The sequence below is a fragment of the Rhodococcus sp. NPDC058639 genome (assembly GCF_042717545.1).
In the GTDB taxonomy this organism is placed as follows: domain Bacteria; phylum Actinomycetota; class Actinomycetes; order Mycobacteriales; family Mycobacteriaceae; genus Rhodococcus.
Genome location: NZ_JBHXRF010000004.1, coordinates 539,173 through 553,279 on the forward strand (window position 1 = coordinate 539,173; position 14,107 = coordinate 553,279).

The following is a 14,107-nucleotide window of genomic DNA, read 5'->3' on the forward strand; positions in this document are numbered from 1 at the left end:
ACGCAATGGTAAGGGTCCTCGCCTCGAACTGCGCTGATGCACCCCGGCACGGGGCGCCGGAATCAGCGGCGTGAGATACGGCCCACACTCAATCGGCGGATGACGTGCCGCTCTCGAGAATGCTGACGATGGAGTAGAGCGAGAAGCAGATCGCGCCGAGCCCCACCAGCACCCGGGCAGCGATGAACACAGCCGAGTCGTGGAGCGCCGCCTCGAAAACGAATGCCGCGAGGAAGAGACATGTCAGCGCGGTCAAGACCGGCAGAAGCGGAACCCTGTTGGCGAGCGCGAACGTGCGGCGCCAGACGAGGGCCAGCAAACCCACTTTGCTCAGAATGCTGAAGCAGACGAGTCCCAGGCCGATCATCACGAAACCGGGCGTCCGGTAGTAGTCCGCCCGGTCGAGCACCAACAGGACGATGCCCCAGATCAAGGCGGTCACCCCCATGACGATCACGAGCCACGGCCACAGGGTCCGATCCCGGGGACCGTAGGAGTCCTGCACCTGCCGAACGATACTCACCACGAGGCCGATCAGCGCGGTGCAGATCAGGGCGAGTCCGACGCCGACGTGTCCTGCCGTGAAACGCGCCGGCGTGGTCGCCAGGACGAGATTGGTGACGGCGAAGCCCCAGGCAACGATAGCAATCAGCACAGGGATCGAGCACAGCAGAACCGCGGTGCTCGGCGAGAAGGCCGACGCCGGCGGCTGCCTGTCTCCCTCGGGCAACCGCGAATTCTGAGGGATGAGGGAGAACTTCGTGGAGGCGGCAGCGACGGTCGCGACACACCCGCTGATCAGACCCAGCCCGAACACCACGTGGCCCGCCACATAGTCCACGCCCTGACCGGAACTCGGTGCTCCGAGGAGGATCGAGGCGCCGTAGGCCGCTGTTCCCCCGGCCACCACATATCCGAGTACCGGGTAGAAGACCCGGTCGACGGCGGTGAACCTGCCGATGAGCTGCCGGATGATGGTTGCCGCAGTGCAGAACAGGCACACGCAGATCGCGCCCAGCAACGTCACCACCCGGCCCGCGACGGCATTGTCGGCCGCGTCCGACTCTGTCCAGACGTCGATTCCGTAGCCCACGCAGAGGGCCGCCATTGCGAGTGGGATAGCCCGGAACAGAACGCTCACCCAATAATTCATGCACGACCTCTCTACGCCGGCGAGCCACGTCCTGGTCCGCAAGGCCGTCGGTGATGCCCAAGCCAAGCACGGACCTGGCTGACGCGTCGGAGCCTCGATCAGCAAAACTACCGTCTCGCAGCATCACTGGTCGTGTTACTCCAGGATTCCCGTCACCCCAGGATTCGCAGCGCGACCTTTCGCGCGGCCGTCGCATCGACAGCGGTCAATACCGCGTCGGCCGCTTCTCGGCAGCGGTCCATCGTCACGGTGGACAGCCGGGCTCCCACGGGTGCGACCGCCGATGCCGCACAGGACAGCGACGTCACGCCCATGCCTGCCAGCACGCACGCGAGCAGCGGGTCTGCACCGGCTTCGCCGCACACACCCACCGGTTTACCCACGACAGCTCCCGCACGCGCCGTCTGCGCGACCAGCATCAGAACGGACGGTTGCCACGGTGTGGTGAGGCCAGCGAGCTGCGGGGACATGCGGTCCGCCGCCAGCGTGTACTGGGCGAGATCGTTGGTACCGATCGAGAGGAAGTCGACGTGCTCGAGCAGCCGGTCTGACATCAGGGCCGCGGCGGGCACCTCGACCATGACACCCGGGGACAGATTGCGTTCCCGGACGAGCGCCGCAAACTCCGCGGCTTCACCGATCGTCGCGATCATGGGAGCCATCACCCACGGGGACGCACCGGTGCGGACCGCGGCGTCGGCGACAGCGTCGAGCTGGCGCTCGAGGATGCCCGGCGCGGCTGCGGTGATCCTGATACCCCGCACACCGAGTGCGGGATTCGGCTCCTCGGGATGGTTGGCGAAGCGCAGCGGCTTGTCGGATCCGGCGTCGAGGGTGCGGACGACGACCTTCCGTCCTGCGTACGCGTCGAACACCTCCGCGTATATGTCGGCCTGCTCCGCCACCGTCGGCTCGGTTTCCCGGTCCAGGAAACACAATTCGGTGCGGAACAACCCGACGCCCTGTGCCGGCGTTTCGCGTGCGGCGCGAGCACCTGCCCCGTCCTGGACGTTGGCGAGGATATCCACCGGGAAGCCGTCGGCGGTGGCGCCCGGCCCGGTCCACGCAGCAGTGCGTTCACGCTCGGCACGGTCGCGCTGCACCGCAGCGTCGGCCTCGTCCTGGTCCGGTTCGATCACGATCCGGCCTGTCGCGCCGTCGAGGAGGACGGAGGTCCCGGTGGGAACGTCGTCGAGACCCGCGGCCGCAACCACGCACGGGATCCCGAGCTGGCGTGCGATGATCGCGGTGTGGCTGGTCGGACCTCCGAGAGTGGTGGCGATGGCGACCACGAGCGCGGGGTCGAGGCCCGCCGTATCGGCGGGGGCCAGATCGTCGGCGAACAGCACCGACGGCACGTCCGGGGTTTCGAGGCCGGGTTCGGGGAGACCCTGCAGTTCGGAAATCACACGATCGCGCACGTCGAACAGGTCGGTGACACGTTCCGCTTGGAGACCGCCCATCTTCTCGAAAATGGCGGCGAACTGTTCGGTGGCCGCAGTGGCAGCGGAGACGGCATCGGACCCGGAACGGATGCGGGTGGTGGCAGCGCCCTTCCACGCACGGTCCTCGGCGAGCATGGCGGTCGCGGCGAGCACCTCGGAGGCGGCGCCCGTCGCCCGGGACGAACGGACACGGAGACGTTCCGCGACATCGGCGACCGCACTTTCGAACCGGCCGACCTCCGCCTCCCGGGCCGTGTCGGGAATCGACACGGGATCCGGTGACACGACCGGCCGCGGAGTAGGACGGATGACCGGGCCGAAGCCGATGCCCGGAACAACCGGCGTTCCGGACAGGACGCGTGCGGTGTGGTCCATGGATACCTCCTCGCAGGAATCAATGTGATCGAGATTACTCCAAACGCTTGACATGTCAACACAGACGGGCGTAAAACAACATAAAGCAACAGAAAACATCGAGGAGTGTGGGTGTACGCGGAGGAACGCCAGCAGGCGATAGCGGACCTGATCGGCCACAGAGGACGAATGTCCGTGGCCGCGCTCGCAGATCGGTACGGCGTCACCACCGAAACCGTGCGACGGGATCTCGCACTGCTCGAGCGACTCGGCCACGTGCGCCGAGTCCACGGCGGCGCAATTCCCTTCGCGGCCCTGACGGTCACCGAACCCGCACTGGCGGACCGGGAACACTCGCGGGCCAACCAGAAGAATCGGATCGCCGCCGCAGCCGCCGCATACCTCCCGTCCTCCGGCGGAAGCGTCGTCTTCGACGCCGGCACCACGACCGGCAGGATGGTCTCGGCCCTGCCCACCGACACCGAACTCACCATCGCGACCAATTCCGTACCCATCGCCGCCCGCCTCGCAGCGCTTCCCTCCGTGCAACTTCACCTGATCGGCGGACGCGTGCGGGGCGTGACACAAGCCGCGGTAGGACCGGACGCACTGCAGTTCCTCGAGATCCTGCACGTCGACGTGGCGTTCGTCGGAACAAACGCGCTCACCGTCGAACACGGCCTGAGCACGCCCGACGCCGATGAAGCCGCCGTCAAGCGCGCCATCGTCCGCTGTGCGGAACGCGTTGTGGTGGTGGCTGATTCATCCAAGATCGGACGCCGGAATCTTCTGAGGTTTGCACCTCTTGCCGCCGTCGACGTTCTCGTCACCGACGGCGACATCGACGAAACGGACCTGAAGCAACTCGCCGAACACGGAATCGAGGTGGTGATCGCGTGATCGTCACATTGACCGCCAACCCCAGCCTGGACCGTACCGTCGGACTCAACGGCGCGCTCGTGCGCGGCGCGGTTCTCCGCACCACCGGAAGCACGGTCGACCCGGGCGGGAAGGGCATCAACGTCGCCCGCGTCCTGCGTCGCGCCGGACTCGACGTGGTCGCGGTTCTTCCCGCCGATCCCGGCGATCCGCTGCTGACCGCTCTCGACGAGCGCGCGGTGCCGTACCGGGCTGTCGAGACCTCCGGGCCGGCGCGCAACAACATCACGATCGCCGAACCGGACGGCACCACCACCAAGATCAACGAACCGGGGAACACGTGCACGGGCCGCACCCTCGGCGCACTCCACACCGCTCTGCTCGATTCCGCACGGAACGCGTCCTGGACGGTCCTGTGCGGTTCGCTGCCGCCCGGCATCCCCGACAGCTGGTACGCCGACTTGGTCACGGCACTGCGATGCCTCGGATGCCGTATCGCGGTAGACACCTCGGAAGCCCCGCTGCTCGCGCTCGCGGAACGGTTTCCCGCAGCAGCGCCGGATCTGATCAAGCCCAACTCCGACGAACTCGCCCAGCTGACCGGCGCCGACGCGGCCACGTTGGAGGCGCGCGCAGCAGCCGGTGATGTCGGCCCGGTCGTCGACGCCGGCCGGGTTCTGATCGAGCAGGGCGTCGGAGCGGTTCTCGCGACGCTCGGGGCGGCAGGCGCAGTCCTCGTCACCTCCGACGGTGCGTGGCACGCATCGACGGCCCCGGCGACGGTGCGCAGCACCGTGGGTGCCGGGGACTCGTCCTTGGCCGGCTACCTCGTCGCAGAGCATGCCGGACACGGAAGCGCGGACCGCCTGCGGTACGCGGTCGCGTACGGCAGCGCCGCCGTCGAGTTGCCCGGCACCGAACTTCCCCGACCCGAATCCGTCCATCCGAACGCCGTGCGCATCACCGACCTTCAGGACCGTCCGGAGCCACCCACCCGTGCTCTCCCCTCCCACCCGTAAGGACACGTCATGACACACAGCGCATCCGATCCCGGCGATCGCCCCGCGATCATCGACGCTGATCTCATTGCCCTCGACGTCGATCTGGGTTCCGACAAGGCGTCGGTGATCGCGGCACTCGCGGGACGCCTCGGGTCTGCCGGTCGCGCCTCCGACGCCGAAGCACTCGCCGCATCGGTACTCGACCGGGAAGCCAAGTCGGCCACCGGACTTCCCGGCGGGCTTGCAATTCCCCACGCCCGGGCCGACTCCGTCACCACCCCTTCCCTGGCCTTCGCCCGATTGTCACCGAAAGTCGATTTCGGGGCTCCCGACGGGCCGGCCGACCTGGTGTTCCTCATCGCCGCCCCCGAAGGCGCCGGTGCCGATCACATGAAGGTGCTCACCGCACTCGCGCGGGCGCTGGTGCGGCCGGACTTCGTTGCCTCACTGCGCGACGCGAAGTCCGCCGACGAGGTCATCACTCTGGTCCAGAGCGTCCTTCCGCCCCAGACGCCCGGAGCAGGTAATGAGCCGCAGACGGCCACGGCCCCCGCGGCACCGTCGAGCGCCACCGCCGAGAACCCCACGGGCGCAGTGGCCGGCACCCACGCGCGGCAAGACGCCGAGGCGTCGACGTCTCCCGATTCCCGGACGATTGTCGCGGTGACCGCGTGCCCCACAGGCATCGCCCACACGTACATGGCCGCGGACGCATTGACCGCTGCCGCCGAACGCGCCGGAGTGACCCTCCGCGTCGAGACGCAAGGCTCGAGCGGCAGCACACCGCTTCCCGCCTCCGCAATCGCCGACGCCGACGCGGTGATCTTCGCGACCGACGTCGGAGTCAAGGGACGCGAACGCTTCGGGGGTAAGCCCGTAATCGCGTCCGGAGTCAAACGCGCGATCAACGAACCCGATGTCATGATCGCCGAGGCGCTGCGGGCCGCCTCCGATCCGTCGGCCCGCACCGTGGAGACCGAGACGTCCGCCGCGACGCCGGAAGGCGGCGACACGGGATCCGATCTGGGCTGGGGCACCCGCCTGCGGCAGATCTTGCTCACCGGCGTGAGCTACATGATCCCGTTCGTCGCAGCCGGCGGCCTGCTCATCGCGCTCGGCTTCCTTCTCGCCGGACACGAGATCGGCGACTTCGCCGCCGACATCGTCCTCGACAACAGCCTCACCAATCTCCCAGACGGTGGCCTGGCGACGTATCTCGGTGCGGTGCTGTATCAGATCGGGTCGCTGGCATTCTCCTTCCTGGTGCCGGCTCTCGCCGGGTACATCGCGTTCGCGATTGCCGACAGACCAGGTCTGGCACCGGGTTTCACAGCCGGCGCCGTCGCCGTCTTCGTCGGAGCCGGGTTCATCGGCGGCCTGATCGGCGGCCTGATCGGCGGCTTCGCCGCACTCTGGGTGGCCCGTATCCCGCTGCCGGCCTGGGCTCGGGGCCTGATGCCCGTCGTCATCATTCCGCTGCTCGCGAGCCTCATCGTCGGCGGCCTGATGTTCCTCGTGCTCGGACGCCCGCTCGCGGCGATCACCTCGGGCTTGACCAACTGGCTCAACGGCCTCTCCGGGGGTTCGGCAGTACTCCTCGGCGTCATCCTCGGCCTGATGATGTGCTTCGACCTCGGAGGGCCGGTCAACAAGGCCGCGTACGCATTCGCCGTCGCGGGACTGGACGTGAACAACCTCGCGTCACTGCAGATCATGGCAGCGGTCATGGCTGCCGGTATGGTCCCGCCGCTCGCGATGGCGCTGTCGTCGCAGATCCGGCCGCGTCTCTACAGCGAGGCCGAACGTGAGAACGGTAAGGCCGCATGGCTGCTCGGCGCGTCCTTCATCTCGGAAGGCGCGATCCCGTTCGCAGCGGCGGACCCCTTCCGCGTGATCCCGTCCATGATGCTCGGCGGTGCTCTCACCGGCGGCCTCGTCATGGCCACGGGCGTCACGTTGTCCGCTCCGCACGGAGGACTGTTCGTCCTCTTCGCGATGGATCACGTGGTGTGGTTCCTCGTGGCTCTGGCCGCGGGCACGATCCTGGCAGGAATCGCGGTCACGATCGCCAAGGAAGCCACCCACACCACCGACGCCATTGCCGACAAGTCCGATTCCCAGCCCACCGCGGTCCGTTCCTGAACCCCGCCCCGTTCGCGATCGAAGGAGATCCCATGCCCAGCACCACCGTCGCCGTCGGCTCGTCCATCGGCCTGCACGCCCGTCCCGCCGGAATCATCGCCGAGGCCGTGGTCGCCTCGGGTGTTCCCGTGACGCTCTCCGTGGCCGGAGGTGAGCCGGTAGATGCCGGGTCGGCTCTGATGATCATGACGCTCGGCGCCTCGCAGGGCACCGAGGTGACCGTCACGTGCGACGACGACGCCGTTCTCGATCAGGTGGCGAAACTGGTAGCTACCGACCTCGACGCCTGATCGTCACCACCGCTGCGAGCGCGAGCGCGACCACCGCCGCAGCCACGGCGCCCACCACGGGCAATACCGCGCTCGACACCTCTTCGTCGCCGGCGTCCTCTGGACTGTCGGTGACGAAGAGGTCTGTGACCCCACGCACGATCCGGACAGGCGGTTGTTCCCCGGTTTCGGAATTCACCTCCGACGCCGCCAGCAGATCCCCGTCCGCGGTGAACGCTATCGCCTCTCCCTGTGGTTCACCGGGGACGGCGATCCGCAGGTCCGGGCCGGACAACAGCGCCGCGACGATGTCGCGGTCCGGGGCATGGAAGAGATACACGTCCGTATAGGTCCGGACCGCCGCGACCGTCCCGTCCCCGCTGACGGCTCCCCCGGTGATCATCGACGAGGACGCTCCCGGGATCGGACCGCCCGGGGTCTCGGTAGGGCCGAGGGCGAGAGTGCCGACCCGCTCGAGATCCGTGGGCCCGGGCGACTCGAGTTCGGTCACGGTGCGGGCGCCTGCCGGCCGGTAGATCCCACTCGGCCCGAACAACGACTTGGTGACGACGACCGGGTCGCCGTCGGCCGACACGAGAAGCGTCTCCGCGTCCTGGGGACCGTCCGGGTAGCGGAGGCGATACAGGTCGCCTGCGCCGGACTCGGGATCGAGCGAGATGAGCGCCACGGTCTGCCGGTTACGGGAGTTGTCGCCGAGGTCCGCGAGCCACAACCGGCCGTCGGACCCCGCCGCCATATCCTCGACATCGTACGGGTCGACCGGAGCCGGAAACCGTTGGACCACAGCGCACTCGGAATCGAGTTCGACGATTCTCTCGTCGGAACCCGCGTCGGGTGTCGCGAACACCCGTCCGCCGAGCACCGCCAGACCCGACAGTTCGGCGAGTGCGGGATCGCTCGGGGTGCAGAGCACCTCGGGTGTCACCCCGGCCGACGGGACCTGTCCGTCGTCTGCGCCCGCCGGCGCCGCGAGCACGACGGCAAGCAGGAGCGGAACCCCCGCAGCCGAGCTGCGCACACCGCGCATCAGGCCGCGTATTCGCCCAATGCCGACGCGAGCGCCATCGGAACCCTGGCATGCACACGCGTGCCGTCGGCTTCGTGTGCCGAGTCCAGGATCTGCCCGTCGGAGTGAATACGGGCGAGCAGGTCCCCGCGGGTGTAGGGAACGAGTACCTTCACCTCCACGTCGGGGTCCTCGAGGACGCCGGCCAGCCGCGTGCGCAACTCGTCCATACCCTCGCCTGTGCGAGCGGAGACGAACACCGCATCGGTGAGCAGGCTGCGGAGCTGGGTCAACGTCACCGGATCGGCGGCGTCGACCTTGTTGACCACGATCAGTTCCGGTGGTGGCGGTGTGTCGCTCTCGCGCAACACCTCCGTGACGACCTCGCGCACCGCCTTGATCTGCTCGGTGGGCATCGGATCGGAACCGTCCACGACGTGCAGCAGTAGGTCGGCGTCGGCGACCTCCTCGAGCGTCGAGCGGAATGCCTCGACCAGCTGGGTCGGGAGGTGCCGCACGAACCCGACCGTGTCGGTCAGGACGAACTCGCGGCCGTCGGGCAGGGCTGCCCGGCGGGTCGTCGGATCGAGTGTCGCGAAGAGTGCGTTCTGCACCAGGACACCCGAACCGGTCAACGCGTTGAGCAGGCTCGACTTGCCGGCGTTGGTGTAGCCGATGATCGCCACCGAGGGAATCCGGTTACGCAGCCGCCTGGTCCGCTTGGTATCGCGGGCTGCCTTCATACCCTTGATCTCGCGGCGCAGCTTCGCCATCCGTTCGCGGATACGCCGCCGGTCCGTTTCGATCTTGGTCTCGCCCGGACCGCGCAGACCGACGCCTCCGTTGCTGCCGGCACGACCACCGGCCTGTCGCGACATCGACTCACCCCAGCCACGCAGGCGGGGCAGCATGTACTCCATCTGCGCGAGGGAGACCTGTGCCTTGCCTTCGCGCGACGTCGCGTGCTGCGCGAAGATGTCGAGAATCAGGGCCGTCCGGTCGATGACCTTGACCTTGACCACCTTTTCCAGCGCTGTCAGCTGCGCAGGGGTGAGCTCACCGTCGCAGATCACGGTGTCGGCGCCGGTGGCAAGGACGATCTGACGGAGTTCCTCCGCCTTGCCGGAGCCGATGTAGGTCGCGGCATCGGGTTTGTCGCGACGCTGGATCAGTCCGTCGAGGACCTCCGAGCCGGCAGTCTCCGCGAGGGCGGCGAGTTCGGCGAGGCTCGCGTCGGCCTGCGCGGCCGTACCGCCGGTCCAGACACCCACGAGCACGACCCGCTCCAGCCTCAGCTGGCGGTACTCGACCTCGGTGACATCTTCGAGTTCGGTGGACAGCCCGGAGACGCGCCGTAGGGCGGCGCGATCGTCGAGTTGCATCTCGCCGACGGACGGATCGTCGACTGTCCAGTCTCCGTGTGCGTTGTTCGCATCGTCGGGACTGTCTTCTGTGGTGGCACGGTGGGTGTGCGATGTGTTTGTCATACGCCTCCATGTTCCCATGAAGCCCGAATCGATGCATTCGGGTTTCTGCCGCCTCCACCGGCGAGAGGCCAGGTCACCGGAGGGATGACCACCAGTCGTCTGCAAGCTCACCCTTCGCGACGAGGACCGAGGGACCCCGCAGCCACGCACGGCCCTGCTCGATACGCACCTCGACAGAACCACCGGGCACACGCACCTGGACCACGCCTTCGTCGCTGCCGTCGTAGTTCAGCGCGGCAGCCGCGGCGGCCACGGTTCCGGTTCCACAGGAGCGGGTCTCCCCCACACCACGCTCGTGCACTCGCATGTGCACGGCCCCGGAGAGGATCGGCGTCAGGAACTCGATGTTGACCCCCTGCGGGAAGAAACCCGGATCGAAGCCGGGCGCAGTCAGATCGAGCGCCGCGAGGCTCGACTCGGTCAGGTTCGGATCGACGCACGCCAGGTGCGGGTTCCCGACGTCGATGCCCAGTCCGCTGTAGAAGCGGCCGTCGAGCGTTGCGGTGGAGGTGCCGAGTTGCCGGACGAGTCCCATGTCCACGGTCACATCGCCGAAGACGGGCCCGGTCGCATGCACCTGAACAGGCTTTCCGCCCGCTCGGCTACCGACCACGAAGTCCCGACCGGTCTCGAGACGGTGGGCTGTGAGGTAGTGCGCGAAGACCCGCACCCCGTTGCCGCACATCTCGGCGATCGACCCGTCCGCGTTCCTGTAGTCCATGAACCAGTCGTCGTCGGCGGTGCCGTCGGGGAGTTCGGGTAGCACCCCGGCGGACACCAGGGCGCCGGTGCGCGCGACACGGAGGACACCGTCGGCGCCGAGTCCGCGGCGGCGGTCGCACAGTGCCGCGATCCGTTCGGGCGCGAGATCCAACCGCGCGTCGGGATCGGGGAGGATCACGAAGTCGTTCTCGGTGCCGTGCCCTTTGCTGAACTCCATGCCGGTCACCTTATCGAGGGCCGGCCGTCACCGAGGGTCCGGCGTCATCGAGGGCTCGGCGTCACACCGGGCCCGGCGTCCCGCACGGCACGCAGCGCGGACTCGGTGAGCTTCGGATCGCTGCCGTCGAGCCAGTGGATGCGCGGATCACGCCGGAACCACGAACGCTGGCGCCGGACGTAACGCCGGGTCCCGATGAACGTGCGTTCGCGAGCATGGGCGAGGTCGTATCCGCCGTCGAGATACTCGAGGACCTGGGCATAACCGATGGCGCGGCGGGCGGTGACGCCGTCGCGTAATCCGTTCTCGGCCAGCGTCCGGACCTCGTCCACGAGCCCGAGGTCGAACATGGTGTCGGTGCGGCGGGCGATGCGGTCGTCCAGTTCCTCGGTCTCCCGGTCGACGCCGAGAATCACCGTGCCCCAGCGGGGATCACCGATCGTCGGCTGGGACGCGGCGAACGGCTTGCCGGTGAGTTCGACGACCTCGAGCGCACGCACCATCCGTCTGCCGTCGGTGGGAAGGATCGCCTCGGCCGCGACGGGGTCGGCGTGGCGTAGCGCCTCGTGCACGGCTGCGGGCCCACCGTCCTCGAGAACTGCCTCCCACTTGGCCCGGACCTGCGGGTCCGTCGCGGGGAACTGCCACTCGTCGAGCAACGCCTGGACGTACATCATCGAGCCGCCCACGATGACGGGGACGCGTCCGCGGGCGAGCACGGCTTCGATATCCGCTGTCGCGGCAACCTGATAGCGGGCGACCGTCGCCGTTTCGGAGACGTCGAGAACGTCGAGTTGATGATGCGGAATCCCGCGCCGTTCCTCGACGGGAAGTTTGGCGGTTCCGATGTCCATGCCGCGGTACTGCTGCATCGCGTCGATGTTGACGATTTCGCCGCCCAGCGTGTCCGCGAGGTCGAGGCCGAGGTCGGACTTACCCGTTGCGGTGGGGCCGACGACAGCGACCGGGCGTACCGTCCCGCCGGTCACGGGCGCCACATCCCGGTGTAGTAGCCCACGCCGAACGGCGCCTCGGCATAGGTGACCGTCGCGGACGCGGGGGTGTGAGTAAACGCTGCGGCGAACGCCTGCCATGCCGCACGGCCGGCGAGCCGGACCTCGGCGCACAGGGCCGGGTCGAGCGCCGCCAGACCGTCGGGGTCGCCCGAAGCCAAGGCCGCCGCAAGCCCGGAGTCGACGTTCCCGGATCGCGGGTCGAACGCTCCCGGCGCCTTGTCCGTCAGGGTCGCGGGGCCGTCCGCGACAACGAGCAGCGCACGTGGGAGCGAGTCGGCGTCGAGCCGCTCGCGCATCAGGTGGCCGAGCTTCGCGCACGTCGCGGGGTCGGCGTCTTCGGCCACGATGTGCACGTCGACGAGGGTTTCCGGAGCCGCGCGGTCCCGAAGCCATCCGGCGACGAGAGCAGCGAGCGGGAGGTCCGGATCGGGTTCGCCGCGGGCGTCGGGGCCCAGCGCGACGCGAACATCCGCTCCGTACCCACGGAACGTGCCGCGTGCTGTCGGGGGGATCTCGACGGGGACATCTCCTGTGCCGACGACGAGCCACGCGGGGGCCGCAGCGAGCTCGCGGGCGACGTCGAGCACCGCACGGCGCAGGGCATCGGTTTCGGCCGCGGCGAGACCGTTGAGCTCCGGTACGAGCAGCGGTGGGGAGGGCACGAAGGCCCCGGCGATCAACACACCGGCAACGGTAGTCGACCGGACCCGGCGCCCTGCACCGCCACGACCTGTTTCAATAGGGGGCGGATGTGTGGTCACGGACTCCCGCGACCCGACCTGCGGTAGAGCGATGCGACCAGGCAGCCGTGCCGCGCGGCAGAGATGAGGTACTGATGAGTGACCCGAATGCACAGGAACCCGCAGTGGAGCGGACGTCCGGCGACGCACCCCGGCCCGGACCGCCCAAGCCGGGTGCCCCGCGTCCCGGCCCGGTGAACGCTGCCGCGACCGCCGGCGTCCAGAGCGCCGGCTCGCACCCCAAGCCGCACCCGGTCACCTCCCAGAGCCATCCGCACATGCCCTCGGTGCCCGCCAGCGATCCCAGCAAGTTCGGCCGGGTCGACGAGGACGGCACCGCGTGGGTCGTCACCGCCGAGGGGGAACGCTGCATCGGTTCGTGGCAAGCCGGTGACGCGGCAGAAGGCCTCGCTCACTTCGGCCGCCGATACGACGATCTCGCCACCGAGGTAGCAATCCTCGAGACGCGGCTCGTCTCCGGCACCGGTGACATCAAGAAGACGCGCGCCGCGGCGGAAGCGCTCGCCGAGTCCCTCCCGACCGCCGCGGTGATCGGAGACCTCGACGCGCTCTCCGTGCGCCTCGCCGACATCATCGCCGCGTCGGAGCAGGCTGCAGTCGCCGCCAAGCACGAGAAGGAACAGCAGCGCGCCGAGAGCACCGCCCGGAAAGAAGCGCTCGCTGCGGAAGCCGAGACGATCGGCGCCGAGTCGACGCAGTGGAAGGCGGCGGGCGATCGGCTCCGCGAGATCCTCGACGAGTGGAAGTCCATCCGCGGGGTCGACCGGAAGGTCGACGACGTCTTGTGGCGCCGGTACTCGAAGGCCCGCGAAGCGTTCAACCGTCGTCGCGGGGCACACTTCGCCGAACTGGACCGTGAGCGGGCAACCGCCAAGAGCCGCAAGGAAGAACTCGTCGCGCGCGCCGAGTCGCTGCGGGACTCGACCGACTGGGGCGCCACTGCAGCCACCTTCCGGGACCTGCTCGCCGAGTGGAAGGCCGCCGGCCGGGCGCCGCGCGAAGCGGACGATCAGTTGTGGAAGCGTTTCAAGGCCGCGCAGGACGTTTTCTTCGCGGCGCGCAACAGCGCGAACGCCGAGCGCGAGGCCGAGTTCGAGGAGAACGCGCGCGCGAAGGAAGCCCTGCTCGAGAAGGCGGCGACCATCGACCCGTCCACGGACGTGGAGGCCGCCCGGGCGCAACTACGGGAACTGCAGGACAAGTGGGAGGCGATCGGCAAGGTTCCGCGCGAACGCACCCACGACCTCGAGGGCCGGCTGCGCGCCATCGAGAAGCGCGTCCGCGACGCCTCCGAGTCGGAGTGGCGCCGCACCGATCCCGAGGCTCTCGCCCGTGCCGCCCAGTTCCGCGAGCGGGTACGTCAGTTCGAGGACCAGGCCGCCAAGGCGACCGCGAACGGTCGCGACAAGGAAGCGGAGCAGGCCTTGGCGCAGGCTTCGCAGTGGCGTGAATGGGCCGAAGCCGCAGAAGGTGCCGTCGGCGAACTCTGACGGACAGACGACGGTGCCCCTCCCCGAATAGGGAGGGGAACCGTCGTATGTAGCGCCGGGCGGGATCGATACGTTTCGCGGAACAGCCGCGGGCGGACGTTTTGGGCCACGAAGCGAGGCAGGGCGCTCTCAGCTTCGAGTTT

At 68.8% G+C, this 14,107-nt stretch carries 12 protein-coding genes; 5 read left to right on the forward strand and 7 right to left on the reverse strand.

Annotated features, from left to right (window positions below):
* Window positions 1–88: 88 nt before the first annotated feature.
* Both ACFWU2_RS10840 and ACFWU2_RS10845 read right to left on the reverse strand, forming a co-directional pair.
* Window positions 89–1,153, reverse strand: a complete 1,065-nt coding sequence (locus ACFWU2_RS10840) for a DUF2776 family protein (protein ID WP_378605108.1) — start codon at window positions 1,151–1,153, stop codon at window positions 89–91.
* A 152-nt stretch (window positions 1,154–1,305) separates the two neighbouring features.
* Window positions 1,306–2,973: a phosphoenolpyruvate--protein phosphotransferase gene (locus tag ACFWU2_RS10845; RefSeq protein ID WP_378605111.1), complete on the reverse strand. Its 1,668-nt coding sequence runs from the start codon at window positions 2,971–2,973 to the stop codon at window positions 1,306–1,308.
* A 111-nt stretch (window positions 2,974–3,084) separates the two neighbouring features.
* On the opposite strand from ACFWU2_RS10845, the gene ACFWU2_RS10850 reads away from it, so the two are divergent.
* From ACFWU2_RS10850 to ACFWU2_RS10865, 4 genes are read left to right on the forward strand one after another with little or no spacing between them, the layout of a single operon-like run.
* Complete coding sequence (locus ACFWU2_RS10850) at window positions 3,085–3,852, forward strand: DeoR/GlpR family DNA-binding transcription regulator (protein WP_378605114.1); 768 nt, start codon at window positions 3,085–3,087, stop codon at window positions 3,850–3,852.
* Window positions 3,849–4,850: a 1-phosphofructokinase family hexose kinase gene (locus tag ACFWU2_RS10855; protein ID WP_378605117.1), complete on the forward strand. Its 1,002-nt coding sequence runs from the start codon at window positions 3,849–3,851 to the stop codon at window positions 4,848–4,850. Before ACFWU2_RS10850 ends, ACFWU2_RS10855 begins: the two co-directional genes overlap by 4 nt.
* A gap of 9 nt (window positions 4,851–4,859) precedes the next feature.
* Window positions 4,860–6,974: a fructose-specific PTS transporter subunit EIIC gene (locus ACFWU2_RS10860; RefSeq protein ID WP_378605120.1), complete on the forward strand. Its 2,115-nt coding sequence runs from the start codon at window positions 4,860–4,862 to the stop codon at window positions 6,972–6,974.
* A 32-nt stretch (window positions 6,975–7,006) separates the two neighbouring features.
* Window positions 7,007–7,264: an HPr family phosphocarrier protein gene (locus tag ACFWU2_RS10865; RefSeq protein WP_378605123.1), complete on the forward strand. Its 258-nt coding sequence runs from the start codon at window positions 7,007–7,009 to the stop codon at window positions 7,262–7,264.
* Here ACFWU2_RS10865 and ACFWU2_RS10870 read toward each other — a convergent pair.
* The 5 genes from ACFWU2_RS10870 to ACFWU2_RS10890 form a co-directional block, all read right to left on the reverse strand.
* Window positions 7,245–8,291 (reverse strand): hypothetical protein, encoded by a 1,047-nt coding sequence (locus ACFWU2_RS10870; protein ID WP_378605126.1) that lies wholly within the window; start codon window positions 8,289–8,291, stop codon window positions 7,245–7,247. The two genes, ACFWU2_RS10865 and ACFWU2_RS10870, sit on opposite strands and share 20 nt — an antisense overlap.
* Window positions 8,291–9,757, reverse strand: a complete 1,467-nt coding sequence (hflX, locus tag ACFWU2_RS10875) for a GTPase HflX (protein WP_378605129.1) — start codon at window positions 9,755–9,757, stop codon at window positions 8,291–8,293. Before hflX ends, ACFWU2_RS10870 begins: the two co-directional genes overlap by 1 nt.
* Window positions 9,758–9,830: 73 nt before the next feature.
* On the reverse strand, window positions 9,831–10,697 hold the full coding sequence (gene dapF / locus ACFWU2_RS10880; protein ID WP_378605132.1) for a diaminopimelate epimerase: 867 nt from the start codon (window positions 10,695–10,697) through the stop codon (window positions 9,831–9,833).
* 44 nt (window positions 10,698–10,741) lie between these two features.
* Window positions 10,742–11,686, reverse strand: coding sequence for a tRNA (adenosine(37)-N6)-dimethylallyltransferase MiaA (miaA, locus tag ACFWU2_RS10885; RefSeq protein WP_378605134.1), 945 nt, complete (start codon window positions 11,684–11,686; stop codon window positions 10,742–10,744).
* The gene (locus ACFWU2_RS10890; protein ID WP_378605137.1) at window positions 11,683–12,396 is read right to left on the reverse strand and encodes a hypothetical protein; all 714 of its coding nucleotides are present in this window, start codon (window positions 12,394–12,396) and stop codon (window positions 11,683–11,685) included. Before ACFWU2_RS10890 ends, miaA begins: the two co-directional genes overlap by 4 nt.
* Before the next feature lie 152 nt (window positions 12,397–12,548).
* Between ACFWU2_RS10890 and ACFWU2_RS10895 the strand changes: the two genes are divergently transcribed.
* Window positions 12,549–13,964, forward strand: a complete 1,416-nt coding sequence (locus ACFWU2_RS10895) for a DUF349 domain-containing protein (RefSeq protein WP_378605140.1) — start codon at window positions 12,549–12,551, stop codon at window positions 13,962–13,964.
* Window positions 13,965–14,107: the final 143 nt, after the last annotated feature.

Bases quoted from the DNA above. Each gene is read 5' to 3' on its own strand.
- ACFWU2_RS10845 (WP_378605111.1), bottom strand. From the start codon at position 2,973: ATGGACCACACCGCACGCGTCCTGTCCGGAACGCCGGTTGTTCCGGGC.
- dapF (WP_378605132.1), bottom strand. From the start codon at position 10,697: ATGGAGTTCAGCAAAGGGCACGGCACCGAGAACGACTTCGTGATCCTC.
- ACFWU2_RS10865 (WP_378605123.1), top strand. From the start codon at position 7,007: ATGCCCAGCACCACCGTCGCCGTCGGCTCGTCCATCGGCCTGCACGCC.
- hflX (WP_378605129.1), bottom strand. From the start codon at position 9,757: ATGACAAACACATCGCACACCCACCGTGCCACCACAGAAGACAGTCCC.
- ACFWU2_RS10860 (WP_378605120.1), top strand. From the start codon at position 4,860: ATGACACACAGCGCATCCGATCCCGGCGATCGCCCCGCGATCATCGAC.
- ACFWU2_RS10870 (WP_378605126.1), bottom strand. From the start codon at position 8,291: ATGCGCGGTGTGCGCAGCTCGGCTGCGGGGGTTCCGCTCCTGCTTGCC.
- ACFWU2_RS10840 (WP_378605108.1), bottom strand. From the start codon at position 1,153: ATGAATTATTGGGTGAGCGTTCTGTTCCGGGCTATCCCACTCGCAATG.
- ACFWU2_RS10895 (WP_378605140.1), top strand. From the start codon at position 12,549: ATGAGTGACCCGAATGCACAGGAACCCGCAGTGGAGCGGACGTCCGGC.